Source organism: Nonomuraea sp. NPDC049158, assembly GCF_040648335.1.
Lineage (GTDB): Bacteria > Actinomycetota > Actinomycetes > Streptosporangiales > Streptosporangiaceae > Nonomuraea.
The window spans coordinates 20,757-36,699 of record NZ_JBEZDM010000052.1 but is presented as its reverse complement, the minus strand read 5'-3'; the positions used below and the strand labels follow the sequence as shown (position 1 = coordinate 36,699).

Annotated in this window: 12 protein-coding genes; 7 read left to right on the top strand and 5 right to left on the bottom strand. The window is 69.0% G+C overall.

What is annotated here, in order from left to right; translation table 11 throughout:
• Nucleotides 1-266: 266 nt before the first annotated feature.
• Together AB0B61_RS52675 and AB0B61_RS52670 are read left to right on the top strand one after the other, a co-directional pair.
• Nucleotides 267-1,748: a hypothetical protein gene (locus AB0B61_RS52675; protein WP_358449027.1), complete on the top strand. Its 1,482-nt coding sequence runs from the start codon at nt 267-269 to the stop codon at nt 1,746-1,748.
• Nucleotides 1,749-1,994: 246 nt separating this feature from the next.
• A complete protein-coding gene (locus AB0B61_RS52670; RefSeq protein ID WP_358449025.1) occupies nt 1,995-2,939 on the top strand; it encodes an acyltransferase domain-containing protein in 945 nt (314 codons plus the stop codon).
• A gap of 331 nt (nt 2,940-3,270) precedes the next feature.
• Here AB0B61_RS52670 and AB0B61_RS52665 read toward each other — a convergent pair whose 3' ends face one another.
• Both AB0B61_RS52665 and AB0B61_RS52660 read right to left on the bottom strand, forming a co-directional pair.
• Nucleotides 3,271-5,511, bottom strand: coding sequence for an alpha/beta fold hydrolase (locus tag AB0B61_RS52665; protein WP_358449023.1), 2,241 nt, complete (start codon nt 5,509-5,511; stop codon nt 3,271-3,273).
• Nucleotides 5,508-6,425: an ATP-binding cassette domain-containing protein gene (locus AB0B61_RS52660; protein ID WP_358449021.1), complete on the bottom strand. Its 918-nt coding sequence runs from the start codon at nt 6,423-6,425 to the stop codon at nt 5,508-5,510. Before AB0B61_RS52660 ends, AB0B61_RS52665 begins: the two co-directional genes overlap by 4 nt.
• Before the next feature lie 157 nt (nt 6,426-6,582).
• Between AB0B61_RS52660 and AB0B61_RS52655 the strand changes: the two genes are divergently transcribed.
• The 4 genes from AB0B61_RS52655 (at nt 6,583) to AB0B61_RS52640 (ending at nt 12,503) form a co-directional block, all read left to right on the top strand.
• Nucleotides 6,583-7,758, top strand: a complete 1,176-nt coding sequence (locus AB0B61_RS52655) for a histidine kinase (protein ID WP_358449019.1) — start codon at nt 6,583-6,585, stop codon at nt 7,756-7,758.
• The gene (locus AB0B61_RS52650) at nt 7,743-8,402 is read left to right on the top strand and encodes a response regulator transcription factor (RefSeq protein WP_358449017.1); all 660 of its coding nucleotides are present in this window, start codon (nt 7,743-7,745) and stop codon (nt 8,400-8,402) included. Before AB0B61_RS52655 ends, AB0B61_RS52650 begins: the two co-directional genes overlap by 16 nt.
• A gap of 652 nt (nt 8,403-9,054) precedes the next feature.
• Complete coding sequence (locus AB0B61_RS52645) at nt 9,055-10,368, top strand: ricin-type beta-trefoil lectin domain protein (protein ID WP_358449015.1); 1,314 nt, start codon at nt 9,055-9,057, stop codon at nt 10,366-10,368.
• Nucleotides 10,368-12,503, top strand: coding sequence for an RICIN domain-containing protein (locus AB0B61_RS52640; protein WP_358449013.1), 2,136 nt, complete (start codon nt 10,368-10,370; stop codon nt 12,501-12,503). The genes AB0B61_RS52645 and AB0B61_RS52640 overlap by 1 nt, the downstream gene beginning before the upstream one ends.
• Before the next feature lie 55 nt (nt 12,504-12,558).
• Here AB0B61_RS52640 and AB0B61_RS52635 read toward each other — a convergent pair whose 3' ends face one another.
• Entirely contained in the window at nt 12,559-13,533 is a 975-nt protein-coding gene (locus AB0B61_RS52635; RefSeq protein WP_358449011.1) for a WYL domain-containing protein, read from the bottom strand.
• A 125-nt stretch (nt 13,534-13,658) separates the two neighbouring features.
• Here AB0B61_RS52635 and AB0B61_RS52630 point away from each other — a divergent pair, with 125 nt between their 5' ends.
• A complete protein-coding gene (locus AB0B61_RS52630; RefSeq protein WP_358449069.1) occupies nt 13,659-14,054 on the top strand; it encodes a RidA family protein in 396 nt (131 codons plus the stop codon).
• Nucleotides 14,055-14,169: 115 nt separating this feature from the next.
• On the opposite strand, the gene AB0B61_RS52625 is transcribed toward AB0B61_RS52630, so the two are convergent.
• Entirely contained in the window at nt 14,170-14,745 is a 576-nt protein-coding gene (locus AB0B61_RS52625; RefSeq protein WP_358449009.1) for an XRE family transcriptional regulator, read from the bottom strand.
• Entirely contained in the window at nt 14,745-15,434 is a 690-nt protein-coding gene (locus AB0B61_RS52620; RefSeq protein ID WP_358449007.1) for a hypothetical protein, read from the bottom strand. Before AB0B61_RS52620 ends, AB0B61_RS52625 begins: the two co-directional genes overlap by 1 nt.
• Nucleotides 15,435-15,943: the final 509 nt, after the last annotated feature.

Below are 15,943 nucleotides of genomic sequence, written 5' to 3'. Positions count from 1 at the left end.
GCCGGTGACGTCCTGATGTGGTCATGCGCGACGCCGGTGCCCGCTTCTGGGAAATGGGATTTGATCATTTGCCGGGCAACGGCCAGACCCAAACGTCTGCCCTAAATTTCGGTGTCTCGAGACTCATTGACATGTCCTGCCCCCGCGCATAGCGTCCCGGGCATCCCACCCAGTGTCACCCCACCGCGCGTCCTCCATTCCGCTGAAGGCGCTTTTGGAACGTTCCGTGCCGCAGTCGGACCACGACACCATGCAAGGAACCGATCATGCACATCAGCAAGTACAACGTCGGCTACGAGACCGGCGCCCTGCCACAGGTCAACCTGCCCTCCCCCCTCACCGCCGAGGTGGTCAAGACGAAGGTGGTCTCTTCCGGGATACTCCGGGCCGAGATCGACCCCAACAGCGTGCACGACATCGCCGAGCAGGAACAGCATGCCCTGGTGTGGCTGCTCGCCGAATACTCCCGGTACGGGGCGGGCAAGACCTACCGGCAGATCGTGCCACTCGGCGCTTCGGGCGTCGGGCAGGTCGTCTTCCGTTACGACAAGGAGCGCAACGGAACCGCCACCCTCGTGGGCCGCGGCGTTCCCCTCAGCACGGCGGAGGCCGGCATCGGCCAGCTGCAGCAGGACATCACCCAGAAGTACGCGGTCACGATCACCGGCAACTGGAGCGCTGTCGAGCTGACCAAGCTCCGCCGCGCGCTGTCCCTGGTCCCGGACGCGGACCTCGACGCGGTGCGCGGCCTCGAGATCGCTCGCGTGGACTCCCTGCAGACCACCGTGCACAACGGTTACGTCCTTGCCGTGTTCGAATACGGCTTGGCTCCGCACATCACCTCGCTCGGCAAGATCAGCGTGGCGAACAAGGCGTTCGAGGGCGACGACAAGGGCTTCCACGGGAGCGGCGCCCAGGTGTACCCGCCCAGCGTGCGGACCATCCTCCACGAGGTCGGCCACGCGGTCGAATCCGCACCCCCCCGGATCGACGCGTGGAACAACACCAAACTGACTGTGGAAGGCCGCCAGCCTGGCACCGTCAAAGGGTACGGGCCGATATCACAGGCCCTGATCGACGATGCCATACAGCTCCGGTATCAGAACTTCGTGGAGATCGGCAAGGTGCAGAGCCTCGCCGTCAACGCCTACAACGCGGTGCAGCAGAACTCGCCCCAGGCGGCCGGCCTGATCTCCGAGTGCGAGAAGGCGGGCGGGAAGCTGACGACGCTCGCCGAGCACCTCAAAAAGATGAAGAAGGAAGCGGCCAGCGCTTCCGCCGCCTCCGATCTCGTGGACGCGGTCAGCGCGGAATACCAGGCACTCACCCGCCTGTACAACTGGGGAAAGAAGCTGATCGTAGGCGAGTTCAAGACGCACGAATACGCAGATCTCAAGCGGGAGGCGCAGGCCATGCCGGCCGACACGCCCTGGCGGCCCTTCTACGAGGAGCTCATCCGCTGGTGCGACATCAAACTCCGCCGGATAACCTGGAACGAGACGCATACGGGGCGTGAGCAGAACCGCACCGGTCGCGAGCAGAATTTCGTCCACTACGCCAACGCCAACAGCATCGACGTTGAGCTGACGAACTACTCGAAGTCGTACTGGTCGACGGTCGACAAATACGGCAGGGAGTTCTACGCCGAGGCGTACTCATACTGGCTCGTGCATCCCGACGCGCTGAAAGCGCACCACTCCGCGCTCCTAGGGTATTTCCTCAAAGGCAGCCACCGCGACAACAGCTGACTGTGAGACCACCGCTCGCCGTGCCGCCAGGAGAACTCTCCCGGCGGCGGGGTCATCAGCCTTCCGTACGGTCAACCCGTAAAGAAGGAAACGCTCGGTCAATCTTCCGCGCTTCACAGTCAGCAGTTGGTGACCTTGCTCGCAGCCCTCTCGTGCCGAGGAGAGCAGGAGGTCAACAAAACAGGACACAAGGCAGATCCCCTGACTCTTCGCCGTGGCGTGGCCGGTGATCGTAGGATCGTCCGCGTGGCTCTGGACGACATCGCCGCTCGGCTCGGGGTACCCGTCGAGGACGTCGACCGCGTGCGCCGGCTCGCCGGTGACCGGCCGTCGGCTCCGCTGCCCGCCAAGGCCGACGCGCCCGCGATCCTCGACCGGCTCGCGGCGCGGCCGGACGACGCCGCCGAGATCATGGCGGGCTGGCCCGACCCCGGCTCTCCCCTGTGGACTCCGGAGCTGCGCTGGCTGCTCGACCGCTCGATCGCCCTGGTCCGCGCCGATCTCGGGGGGCACGGCTGGCTGCCGCCCGGCCCGGAGCTGGCGCGTGAACGGGGCCCCGCCTGGCGGCATCTCTACGTCTACGCGTACCTGGCCCTGGTCGACGTCGCCATGGGCTACCACCGCGACCACGGCATCGCCGATGCCGTGTCGTGGGTGACCCTCGCGGATCTGGGCCGCAATCTCGCGATCGACCGGCGGATGCACCGCGAGGGCTGGCCGGTCATGCAGAGCTGGCTGACACTGCACGCGCGCGGCGCCATCTACGAGCTGGGCCGGCTGCAGTACCATCGCGGCGGCGCCACCATCGACCTGCACATCCCCGAGTCGGGACCGATGACCCCGGAGGCGGTCGCCGCGTCTCTCGACGAGGCCCGCGCGTTCTTCCCTCGCCACTTTCCCGATGAGCGCTACACGACGTTCTCCTGCGGCTCGTGGCTGCTCGACCCGCAGCTACTGGAGTACCTGCCCGGGGACTCCAACATCGTCCGGTTCCAGCGGAGGTTCGAGCTGGAGCCCTACGAGGAGCCGGAGGGGCAGGACGCCGACGTCGAGGTGCTGCGATTCGTGTTCCGCACCTTGACCACGCCGCTCGACCAGCTGCCGCGTCGCACCGTGCTCCAGCGCGCGATCGTCGACCATCTGAAGGCCGGCCGCCACTGGCGCATCCGCCGCGGCAGCTTCCCGATCTAGCTGGGCCGGGACATCCACAGATCTGCCTCATGATCAAGAGGAGTCATGGAAGCGGGAAGACCCCGGCAACGTGAGTGGGGTTGCCGGGGTCTTGGTGTTCACGTCGGCGGCTCGGGGCGCGTTTCCGTTTCGCGGCTCACCTCATCTCTTCACATCCTTCCTGGCATTGCCGCAGTTTCACCGGCCAGGTGTGAAGGTTGGGATCCGCCCGCTTCCAAGACGTGGCCCGCCCCCGTGCCGTGGCCGGATGGCTCACGCTTCCCGCGGCACCGGCACGGTGAATGCCTCGATCTGGACGTCCTAGCCAAAGTCTGCACCGCCATGCCGAGCTTCACTCGGCGGGGCGGCAGGCGGTGCCGGGTGGAGGGAGGCGCAGGCTGGTCAGGTAGCGGTTGACGTGCCCGATGATGCAGGAGACGCCGCTGTTGTAGAGCGCGTGGCCGTACCCCTGGTATTGGATCGCCGCCGAGCCGGGTACGCGCCGTACGAGGTCCGCGGACGGGTCGAAGTCGGTCCAGGAGCCGACGCCGAGGAATGGCGGCAGTCCCTTGGTGGGCAGCGGTTCGAACGGGTTGGTGACGGAGGTGGGCCAGCCGACGCAGCCGAGCCGGTGCCACAACTCGATACCGGAGAAGTTGGGCAGCAGCCGCTCCCCCTTACGGCGCTTTTCGCGGTATTCCTCGTAGGAGTCGTATCCCATGCCATCAGCGCAGTGGGTCATGTTCATGCCGATGGCCGAGGGGACCTTGAGGCTGGACGTGCCCTGCCGGACGTAGTCGGCGAATCCGGAGGCATCGCCGCCCACGGCCCGTTTGATCGCTTCGGCGAGTTGCGTCCATCGCGGATAGTCAGGCTTCTGACCAGGCGAGATGACGCTGGGAATGGCGGCCTCCTTGAGGTCGAACCCGCTGTAGGAGACCTGCGACGGCTCTCCCCTGATCGGAATCGGCGATCGGTCGGCGCGCTTGATCAGCGCCCGCCATACCTCGCCGACGTCCTGACCGTGCAGGGCGCAGGCGGTGGTCGCCGCGCACCAGACAGCGAAGCGTTCGAAGGACTTCTCGCTGGTGAGCCTCTCCTCCACGTCATCCATGGTCGGGCTCACCGTGCCGTCGACCACCACCGCCCGGACGCGGGCGGGGAACAGGCGGGCGTAGGTGACACTGGGGACGCCGCCGTAGGAGGAGCCGATGAGGCTCAGCCGCGCCTCGCCCAGCGCGACACGGATCGCCTCCATGTCACGCGCCACGGACGCCGAGTCGAGGTGGTCGAAGTACTCCGAGTCGGCGGCGCGGCAGCGCTGCGCGGCTTCCCCGTTGCGCCGGCCCAGCTCGGCGTACTCGGCGGGGCTGTCGGGCAGAGTGATCCACGGGCCGCCGATCAGACACTTGTACGGCAGCACGCCCTTGTCGATGGTGTTACGCGGTTCGACGGTGACGATGTCGAAACGTCTGCGCAGTTCGGAGAAACTGCCCGCGTACGTGCTCAGGTCCTTCACGCCTGAACCGCCCGGGCCGCCGGGGACCGCGAACACCGCGCCGATGCGGCGTTCGGCACCGGTGTTCGGCAGCATGCCGACGGTCAGGCGGATCTTCCTGCCGGATGGCTTGGCCCAGTCCACGGGCACCTCGATCGAGGCGCACCTCATCTCCTTGGACAGTTCCTTGTCCGTGCAGGCCGCCCAGTCCAGCGAGGACGAGCCAGAGTCGGGCGAACCGGACGCGGCGGCGGGAACCACCGACAGCAGCACGGTGGCGGCCGCACCGAGGGCCAGGGCTTTGATCCGGCGTCCCTTGAGCGCGATCGCCGTCGCGCCCGCCGTCAGCGCGGCGATCACGTACGCGACCAGCAGCCCCGCCGCGGCCGCGGGCGACAGCAGCCCACCGCCGACCCCCGCGATCTGGAGCGGCAGATTCTCGATCATGAACGAGACGACCTGGGCGCGCAGGGTTGAGGGCAACGTCTTGGCCACCACCGGCAGCACCACGATGATCACGGTCAGCACGACCAGGGCACCGGGGGTGGAGCGGACAGCTGCCCCGACGCCCAGCCCGATCAAGGCGAAGGCCGCCATCGACAACCCGGCGGTGATCACCGAGGCGAGCACGCCCGGCTCCGACAGTGACGTGCCCAGCGTCTGGCCGTCGCGGAGCAACTGGCCGGCCCGGTCGCCGAGCACCACCATGGCGGCCGCGTGCATGGCGAACGCCAGGATCTGACCCGCCACCAGCGCGACCGCGGCCAGACCCGGAACCTTGGCCAGCAATAACGCGTGCCGGCGCGGCACGGCGACCAGGCTCGTCTGGATCATCTTGGTGCTGTATTCGGAGGTGATCGTGAGGGCGCCCAGCGTGGCGAACACGAAGTAGGCGACCGCGATCCCGTTGCCAAGGCCGTCACCGTTGCCGGGGAAGGCCATCCGCTCGTCAGGCGACTCGGTGTCGAACCCGCGGCCGATCATGAACGCCACGGCGGCGCAGGCCAGGACGGCCGCCACCGAGCAGGCCAGCAGGTAGAGGTTCGAGCGGAGCGAGCGGAGCTTGAGCCACTCGGAAGCGATCACATCGATCATCGGACGGCCTCCCCGGCACCGGCCCTGTATTCCGTGCTGTCCTCGGTGAGCCGCATGAAGGCCTCCTCCAGGGAGGCGCCGCGCGGGGACAGCTCCGCCAGCGCGATGCCGCCGGAGAGCGCCAGTGCGCCGATCCTGGCCGCGTCGAGGTTCCGTACGGACAAGGCGCCGTCGTCCTCAGGGATCACCGTCGCACCTTGCGCGTGCATGATGGCGGTGAGGCGGGCCGGGTCGGGCGTGCGGACCAGCACGTCGCGCTGGAAGTGGCCGGCCAGGGCATCGATGGGGGTATCAGCGATCAGCCGGCCCCGTCCGATGACGATGACGTGGTCGGCGGTGAGCGCCATCTCGTTCATCAAGTGGCTGGACAGCAGCACGGTGCGGCCCTCGTCGGCCAGCGAGCGCAGCAGGTCGCGCAGCCAGCGAATGCCCTCCGGGTCGAGGCCGTTCAGCGGCTCGTCGAACATCAGCACGCCCGGATCTCCGAGGAGCGCCGCCCCGATCCCCAGGCGTTGCCGCATGCCCAGCGAGAAGCCGCCGATCCGCTCGTCGGCGACGCCCGTCAGGCCGACCTGCTCGAGGACGGCGGCCACCCGGGCACGGCCGATGCCGTTGCTACGGGCCAGGCAGGCGAGATGCGCCCGCGCACTGCGGCCCCCGTGCACCGCCCCGGCGTCGAGCAGCGCTCCCATCGAGCGCATGGGCCTGGGCATCGACGCGTATGGACGGGCGTTCACCAGGGCCTTGCCGGCGTGGGGCACCTCCAGGCCGAGCACGACGCGCATGGTGGTGGATTTCCCCGCGCCGTTCGGGCCGAGGAAGCCGGTTACCAGTCCCGGTCTCACGCTGAATGTCAGGTCGTCCACGGCGACCTTGTCGCCATATCTCATGGTCAGCCCGCTCACTTCGATCACGGCCTGCCCTCCCTTCTTCGGTTGACGGCCGCCAGCCTTCCGGCTCAAGCCGCCGATCTCGATGGGGGTGCGCCCACCGGCCGGGGCGAAGATTCCCACCTCCGGAGGTAGGCCTAGACCTACCGACCGCGAGCCGCGCATCGGGCAGACTTCTGGCGTGACCGGCATTCGAAACCTCATCTCCGCAGGTGGTGGGCTGCTGCTCAACGCCGCCACGGGCGTGGCCGCGCTGGCGCTGCTCGCCATGCTGCTGGTGAGCCTCGCGCTGGTCCCGGTGGCCGGGCTCGGCCTGCCGCTGCTGGTCCACGTGCTCGCGCTCGTGCGGTCTCTGGCGCGGCTGCAGCGTGACTGGGCGAGCCGGGTGCTCGATCCGGCCAACGACCGGTTGTACCGATGGCACAGGAGACCGCGCATCCCGCTGGTCCTCGCGCTGCGGGATGCGGGGACCTGGCGGGATCTGGCGTGGTTGGTGGTGCACGGCCTCACCTGGCACGGCCCGGCGCTCGTCATCTGGGCGCTGCTGGCCGCGTTCGACTACATCTTCTCGCAGGTGCAGGTGGTCGTGGTCAGCGGCCTGACGACGTTCGCCTTCAGCGTGGCCGTCGTGGCCATCGCGGTGATCACCGTCATGGCGGTGCCCGTGCTGCGCACCGGGCAGGCGCGGCTGGCGGGGAAGCTGCTCCTGCCTGACGCGACCCCGGCCGCGCGCATCCGGCAACTGACCAAGTCGCGGGCCGTGGTGGTGGACGCGCAGGCGGCCGAGCTGCGCCGGATCGAACGCGATCTGCACGACGGCGCGCAGGCCAAGCTGATCGCGATCCGGATGAACCTGGGTCTGGCCCGCAACGCCCGCGATCCCACCCAGGCCCAGCTGATGATCGACGAGGCCAGGGAGGTCGCCGGCCAGGCGCTGACCGACCTGCGTGACCTGGTGCGCGGCATCCATCCTCCGGTGCTGACCGACCGCGGACTGGCCGGGGCGATCCAGGCCGCCGCACTGCTGTGCCCGGTGCCGGTGACAGTCGAGATCGAGCTGCCGGGCCGGCTGGAGGCGCCGGTCGAGTCCGCGGTCTACTTCGCCGTCGCCGAAGCGCTCACCAACGTGGCCAAGCACAGCGGCGCGTCGCGTGTGTGGCTGCGGCTGTCTCACGTGGGCGGCCTGCTGCGCGTGAAGGTGTGCGACGATGGCCGCGGCGGAGCCAACCGGGCCCGCGGCAGCGGCATCCGGGGCATCGACGCGCGCCTGTCGGCCTTCGACGGCCGGCTCATCGTCCGCAGTCCTCTCGGCGGCCCTACCGAGCTCACCATGGAGTTGCTGTGCGCGTTGTCATAGCCGAAGATCTCGCCCTGCTCAGGGATGGGTTGATCCGCTTGCTGACGGCGTACGGCTTCGAGGTGGTCAAGGCGGTGGACAACGCTCCGATGCTGCTCGACGCGCTCGTCCATCACCGTCCGGATGTCGCCGTGATCGATGTGCGGCTGCCGCCCGGCTACACCGACGAGGGGCTGCGCGCGGCCCTCGAGGCGCGCAGGCTGGTGCCGGGCTTGCCGGTGTTGATCCTGTCGCAGTACGTCGAGCAGTTGTACGCCCGCGAGCTGCTCTCCGACCGGCCTGGCGGGGTGGGTTACCTGCTCAAGGATCGCGTCGGTGACGTCGACCGGTTCGTGGACGCGGTGCGTCAGGTGGCCGCCGGCGGCACCGTGATGGATCCCGAGGTGATCTCGCAGCTCCTGAGCCGTCACAGCCGCGACGAGCCGCTGGGTGAGCTGACTCCTCGGGAGCGGGAGGTGCTGTCGTTGATGGCGGAGGGGTTGTCCAACATGGCGATCGCCACCCGGTTCCAGATCACGGACAAGGCGATCGGCAAGCACACCAACAACATTTTCGCCAAGCTCGGCCTGCCGCCGTCCGACGACCACAACCGGCGGGTGATGGCGGTGCTCGCCTACCTGCAGGCCGCCCCGGAGACTGCTTGACCTGACGTACGAGTACCCAACCGCCCCAGGCCCCGCCCGAGAACACCCGACGAACAGGACCCGGCTCTGGAACCGCCGACAGCTGCCAGCCGACTGCCATCGTCTGACTGATCCACCCCACTGACAGCCCGACAGCATCACCCCGACCGCCGGTTCCCGCACTCCCCCGCTGGTACAAGCCAGACCGGGCCTGCGAGGACGGCCGCCCTGGGCAGTTCTCGCGGGACCGGCCCCGCACTCCCCCGCTGGTACAGCCGGTCAGCAGGCGGGGCAGCAGCCGGGGGAGACTTGGTGACGGGCTGTCGAGGAACTCGCCCGTGTCCTCCAGCCGGGCGGCGAAGTCACGCATGCACTGCACGTGGGCCGACAACTCCTCCGGGCTCCACTGGTCCATCGGCACGTCGTCGACCGCCGCCGCGTTCCCGACAGCCGGCGGGGGCCGGCACGTGAGAATGAGCCAGGCGAGGTGGCGTCAACTCTTAAATTAAGTATTGACGCTCTTGTACGGTCACCGTACGGTCACCGTAAGGTCACGACCGTGAATTCCTCTTAGCCCCATGGTGCTCACCCACGCCGGCGGCCGGCCACCGGCGTACACCCCCCACAGAAAGTGACACCACCCATGAAAAGACGAGGATTCATCCTTGCCTGCGTGACGGCGTTAGCCGTGGGAGGCCTCGCCTCCCCGGCCTCGGCCGCCACCGGCCAGATCACCGGCTACGGCGGCAAGTGCGTCGACGTCGCGGGCGCCAACAGCGCCAACGGCACCCAGGTCCAGCTCTGGACCTGCAACGCCACCACCGCCCAGTCATGGACCACGCAGTCCGACGGCACGATCCGCGCACTCGGCAAGTGCCTGGACGTGGCGGGAGCGAGCAGCGCCAACGGCACCAAGCTGCAGATCTACGACTGCAACGGCACCGCCGCGCAGCAGTGGACGGCCGCCTCCGACGGCACGCTGCGAGCGCTCGGCAAGTGCCTGGACGCCACCAACGTCAGCTCGGCCGACGGCACACCGCTGCAGATCTGGAGCTGCGGCACCGGCGCCAACCAGAAGTGGACGCTGCCCTCCGGCGACGGCACCCCCCATCCCGGCAAGCTGCCCGGCGCCCCGTACCTCTACACGGGGTGGGCCAGCCCGCCCAACCCGGGATCGGTTATGGACGCGACCGGCGTGAAGTCCTTCACGATGGCCTTCATCCTGTCCGGCGGCGGCTGCACGCCACGCTGGGACGGCTCGCGCGCGCTGACCGGCGGCGCCGACCAGCAGGCGATCAACACGATCAAGTCCAAGGGCGGCAGCGTCCAGATCTCCTTCGGCGGCTGGTCGGGCAACAAGCTCGGCCCCAGCTGCGCGACGCCTGAGGCGTACGCGGGCGCCGTGCAGCAGGTCATCAACGCCCTGGGACCCGCGGCCGTCGACTTCGACATCGAGAACACCGACGAGTACGAGAACTACACCGTCCAGGACCGCATACTCGACGGCCTCAAGATCGTCAAGGCGAGCAATCCGAACGTCAAGGTGATCCTCACCTTCGGCACCTCCACCAGCGGCCCGGCCGGCGCGGGCACCCGGCTGATCAACCGGTCGAGGGAGCTCGGCGTCCCGATCGACAACTACACGATCATGCCGTTCGACTTCGGTGGCGGCTCGAACATGTACCAGAGCACGGTCAACGCGGCCGAAGGGCTGAAGAACGCCCTGAAGGCGGCGTTCGGCTGGTCGGACGCCACGGCGTACGCGCACATGGGCATCTCCGGCATGAACGGCCTGTCCGACCAGTCGGAGGTCACCTCGGTCGCCACCTGGAGCCAGATCCGCGACTACGCCGACTCCCACGGCCTGACCAGGCTCGCCTTCTGGTCGGTCAACCGCGACCGCCCCTGCTCCGGAGGCCTGTCCGAAACCTGTAGCGGCGTCTCCCAGAACGCCTGGGACTTCACCAGAGTGACGGCGGGGTTCTGATGCGTACTCTCCTCGTCCTCGTGCTGATCGCGGCCGGGTTCGTCCTCATGCCGGTCGCGCAGGCAGCCGTCCCCACCGGCCTGACCAGCGTGGTCGCCAAGCACAGCGGCAAGTGCGTCGACGCCCGCGCCGCCGCCACCGCCAACGGCACCGCCGTCCAGCAGTACGCGTGCAACGGCAGCGGCGCGCAGCTGTGGCAGTTCCAGGCCACCGGCGGCGGCTACTACCAGGTCACCAGTTCGCTCAACGCCGCGCAGGCCTGGGACGTGACCGGTGTCTCGACCGCCGACAACGCGCCGGTCCAGCTGTGGGCCTACGGCGGCGGCACCAACCAGCAGTGGCTGCCGGTGGTGGAATCCGGAGGCGCGTACCACCTGGTCAACAGGAACAGCGGTAAGTGCCTCGACGTGCCGGGCGCCTCCACGGCCGACAGCGTGCAACTGCAGCAGTACACCTGCAACGGCACGGCGGCGCAGTCGTTCACCCTGTCGGGCGGCGGCGCCGGTCCCAATCCCGACCTGGGGCCGAACGTGCGCGTCTTCGACCCGTCGATGCCCGCCTCCACCATCCAGTCGCAGCTCAACTCGGTGTTCAGCCAGCAGCAGTCCAACCAGTTCGGGTCCAACCGGTACGCGCTGCTGTTCAAGCCGGGCGCCTACAGCGTGGACGTCAACGTCGGCTTCTACACCCAGGTCCTCGGCCTGGGGCAGACGCCGGACGCGGTGACGATCAACGGGGCCGTGCACGCCGAGGCCGACTGGTTCGGCGGCAACGCCACGCAGAACTTCTGGCGCTCCGCCGAGAACCTCTCGGTCACCCCGGCGGGCGGCACGGACCGGTGGGCGGTCTCGCAGGCGGCGCCGTACCGGCGCATGCATGTGCGCGGAAACCTGCAGTTGGACGACGGCGGCTGGTCGAGCGGCGGGTGGATCTCCGACTCGCGGATCGACGGTCAGGTCAGGTCCGGGTCGCAACAGCAGTGGATCTCCCGCAATTCGGCGTTCGGGTCCTGGAGCGGCTCGAACTGGAACATGACCTTTGTCGGGGTGTCCGGCGCGCCGGGCAACACCTTCCCCAGCCCGCCGTACACGACGGTGGCGCAGGCGCCGGTGGTACGGGAGAAGCCGTTCCTCTACATCGACGCGGCGGGGGCCTACCAGGTGTTCGTGCCCGCGCTGAAGTCGAACTCCGCCGGGGTGTCGTGGCCGGGTGCGGGCGCCTCGCTGCCGATCAGTCAGTTCTTCGTCGTCAAGCCGGGCAACACCGCTGGTGACATCAACGCGGCACTGGCCGCGGGCAAGGACCTGCTGGTCACGCCGGGCGTCTACCATTTGAACGACACGATCAGGGTTACCAGGGCCGACACCGTGGTGCTGGGTCTCGGGTTGGCGACGTTCGTACCCGACAACGGCATCACGGCGATGACCGTCGCCGATGTGGACGGCGTCAAGATCGCCGGGCTGCTGATCGACGCCGGGACCGTGAACTCGGCGACGCTCATGCAGGTCGGCCCGGCGGGTTCGGCGGCCTCGCACGCGGCCGACCCCACGTCGCTGCACGACGTCTTCTTCCGCGTCGGCGGCGCCGGGGTGGGCAAGGCGTCACAGAGCCTGGTGATCAACAGCGACCACGTGATCGGTGACCACACCTGGATCTGGCGGGCCGACCACGGCAGCGGCGTCGGGTGGAACACCAACACGACCGTCAACGGGCTCGTCGTCAACGGCGACAACGTGACGTTCTACGGGCTGTTCGTCGAGCATTACCACCAGTACCAGGTCATCTGGAACGGCAACGGCGGGCGGACCTACTTCTTCCAGAACGAGATGCCCTACGATCCGCCCGACCAGGGGTCCTGGATGAACGGCTCCACCCGGGGCTGGGCCGCCTACAAGGTCGCGGGTTCGGTCACCTCGCATGAGGCCTGGGGGCTGGGCAGCTACTGCTACTTCAGCGCCAACTCCGCGGTGGTGGCCGACCGGGCCTTCGAGGCACCGAACACACCGGGGGTCCGCTTCCACCACATGGTGACGGTCTCCCTGGGCGGCACCGGAACCATCGCCCACGTCATCAACTCCACGGGAGGCCCAAGCAACTCCTCGACAAACGTCGCGAACCTCACCGAATACCCGTAACCACCAATGTGTCCTCCTCCTTCGCCGATGCCGAAAGGGGGAGGACACGCGACTCTCAGGATGACGCTCCGTAGCGGGTGGCGACCGCGGCGGCGCGGTTGTGCAGGGAGGCGCGCAACCACTGCGGAGCCAGGGCTTCCGCGCCCGTGCTGAGCTGCCACAGCGCCCATTCGGCGTGTCTACGATCTTGGAAGGTCACCTCCAGCCGCAGCCAGCCGTCCTCGTCGGCTTCTTCGGTGCGGACGGCCAGCGCGGTGCCCAGCAGTTCCTCCCGCCGCGCCGGGTTCAGCCGTACCAGTACGGTGACTTGGTCACCGCCGGCCCGAAACCGGGTGCTGCGTTCCTGCCAGGCCCGGTCCAGGTCGACCCGGTCTGGTCGCTGTGCGAGTTCTGCGAGTTCCTCGGCGGCCAAGATCCGCGACAGCCGGTACGTACGGTCCGCGCCGGACCGCATGGCCAGCAAGTAGCCCCGGTCGCGTATGGTCACCAGGCCGATCGGGTCAACCGTGCGCCACTCCGGGGTCTGGTCCATGGCCGCGTAGTGGATCCGCAGCTTGTGCCCGGCGAACACCGCGCGCAGGACCTCGGCCGCTATGGCGTCAGGCACCTCCTCAGCGACCAGCCGGCGCGACAGCAGGTCGGTCTCCGGGTCGATGAGCAAGCGCTCGGCCGCGCCGGCCGCGGTGTCCCGATAGCTTTCGGGCAGCGCGTCAACCACCTTGAGCATCGCCGAGGCGAGCGCCGAGCCGAGGCCGAACGCCTGCGCGCCGCGCCGCGATCCGGCGACCAGCAGGGCAAGGGCCTCATCGGGGTTCAGTCCGGTGAGCTCGGTCCGGAAACCGGGCAACAACGCGAACCCGCCGTGCCGGCCGCGTTCGGCGTAGACCGGGACGCCGGCCGCGGACAGCGCCTCGATGTCGCGCAGCACGGTGCGGGTGGACACCTCCAGCTCGCGGGCCAGCGCGGCCGCGGACAGCCGACCGTGCTGGCGCAGCAGCAGCACCAGCGAGACCAACCGGTCGGCGCGCATACGCGAACTTTAGCGAAATACACGACACAGGATGTCGTGATTTGTTGGGAGGCTCATCAACGCGACCGGCTGATGGGCCGGTCGACGTACGTGATGTCGACGAATCGAATGGAGCCGATATGGCAATGGAGCGAACGGCGGTCAACCCGTGGGCGTGGTCGGTGGAGATGGGGTACAACCAGGGTGAGATCGTCTCCGGGCACACCCGGACCCTCTACTGCTCCGGGCAGACCGCGATGAGCGATGAGGGCAAGCCCCAGCATGACGGTGACATGGCGGCGCAGTTGGCGCTGACCCTCGACAACCTGGAGGCCGTGCTCGGCGAGGCCGGCATGTCCCTCGCGAACCTCGTCCGGCTCAACGTCTACACCACCGACGTCGATCTGCTCTTCCAGCACTACGGCGTACTGGCGTCGCGGCTGGGCGCCGCCGGGGTGGCGCCGGCCACCACGATGCTCGGGGTGACACGGCTGGCGATCCCCACCCTGATGGTCGAGCTTGAGGGAACCGCTGTCGTGTAATACGACCTCGCCGCCTCCGGCAGGGCTGCCGGCGGCGGCACAGGCTGGGTGATTTCCGGTGCTCAGAATGGTGACGATGTTGTCGGCTGACAGGCCTGGCCGGGCGGGGTGCCTTTCAGCCGATGATGGGGGAGGCGATGACGACGGTGACGTCGGCCGCCTCAGGGCCGGTGCGGTAGATGTGCGGGGCGTCTCCCGCGAAGGCGAGCAGGTCACCGGAGCGCAGGTCGGTGGGGGCGTCAGCGGGCCCGGCGGTGAGATGGCCAGAGGAGACGAGCAGGTGCTCGATGGTGCCGGTCGCGTGCGGCACGCCGTCCAGGTGCGTATCGGGGGGCATGCGCAGCCGCCAGATCTCCAGGCTGTTGCCGCTGCTGATACGGCGCAGCAGTTCGCGTCCCACTTCGCCGGCGGCCAGGTCGGTGCCCGGTACGTACACCGGCCCCGGGTCGGTGTCGCGGGCCAGGAGGTCGGTCAGCGGGAGGCGCAGGGCGATCGCGAGCGCGTCGAGGGTCTCGATGGTCGGGTTGCCCCGACCGGCCTCCAGCTGTGACAGCGTCGCCTTGCTCAAGCCCGCCCGGCGGGCCAGCTCGGCACTGCTCATGCCGCGCTGCTCACGGCGCTGGCGGATCTGCGCCCCGACCGCGATCGCCGTGCTGCTGGCGGGCCGGCGATCGCCGGATGAAGGTGTCATCAGCGTTCCCCGTGGGCAGCGCTGTAGGAGACGCGGATCCGCCCCTTCTTGACCTTCAGCGTGGGCAGCACGACGTCGGCGAGGTCGCCGAGACTGCGTACGTGGGTGCCCCCGCACGGGGCCGAGTGCAGCTGGGCCAGGTGCACGACGCGGTGTCCCTCGGCGTCGTTCTCCCAGGTCACGGGCAGGTCCTGCGCGATGGCCCTGGCGACCTCCGTCCGCAGCGTCTCGGTGGCGTCCTCCCGGCCCTCCGGGGTCTCCAGGCGGGCGTCGGGTTGCGGCGCGGTGAACTCGATCCTGGCCTGGCCGGGGAAGTGGTTGTTCGCGGCCAGCACCCATCCCTGCGCCCGTCCGGCCGCCTCGATCAAGTGGCCGGCCGTGTGCAGCGCGGCATGCGCGATGCGCGTCGGAAGGTCGATGCGGACTTCGACCGGCTGCCCGACCGAGAAGACCGGCCGCGCGGCCCCGCCGGAGACCACGGCCACGACCAGCCCGGAGTCGTGGTCCCGGAACGGGGCTATCTCGTGGCCATCGATCCACCCTCGGTCGGCGGGCTGTCCCCCGCCCTGCGGATGGAACAGACAGTGCTCGACCGCCACCCACGGGGCGCCGTCGCGCTCACCCATGGCGGTCACCTGGGTATGGGCCTGCTCTTCGTACGTGTCCGCGTAGTAGGCGGGGACCTGCATGACACCCTCACTAGCACATATTGATGAACTCTTCGTTCAGTATATCGAACGCTCGCGGGTGTCGCATATCGCCCTGCCCGAGCGGTGAACCGCCGCCGACCTCGGCCGAGCGGTTCTCGGCCCGGGTATGGCGTCGTGGTGGGCGAGTCGCGGTGGACGTCGGGGTGTCCGGCGTCAGGACCGAGCGGCGGTGGGGCGGGAAGCACGCATGATCACGCCGACGTAGATCGCGGCGACGACCGCCAGAGGAGCACGAGCAGACCGAGCAGGATCGCGCCCGCTGTCGTGCTCGCGTGCTATCGGCATGCGGTGCGCCTCGTGGGGGGCGGGCATCTCCAGGAGTTGCCGCGGACGCGGCGGCCGCTCTCTCTGAGAAGCACAGCGTCGCCGAGCGGCTCCAGCGACTTCCCCACTCCGGGCGCGAGGAGCCCGGTGACGGCGCCGGCCGCCATCCCGACGAGAACCCACGGATAGAGCTGGCGGTACCACGGCCACCTGGTACTGGTTGC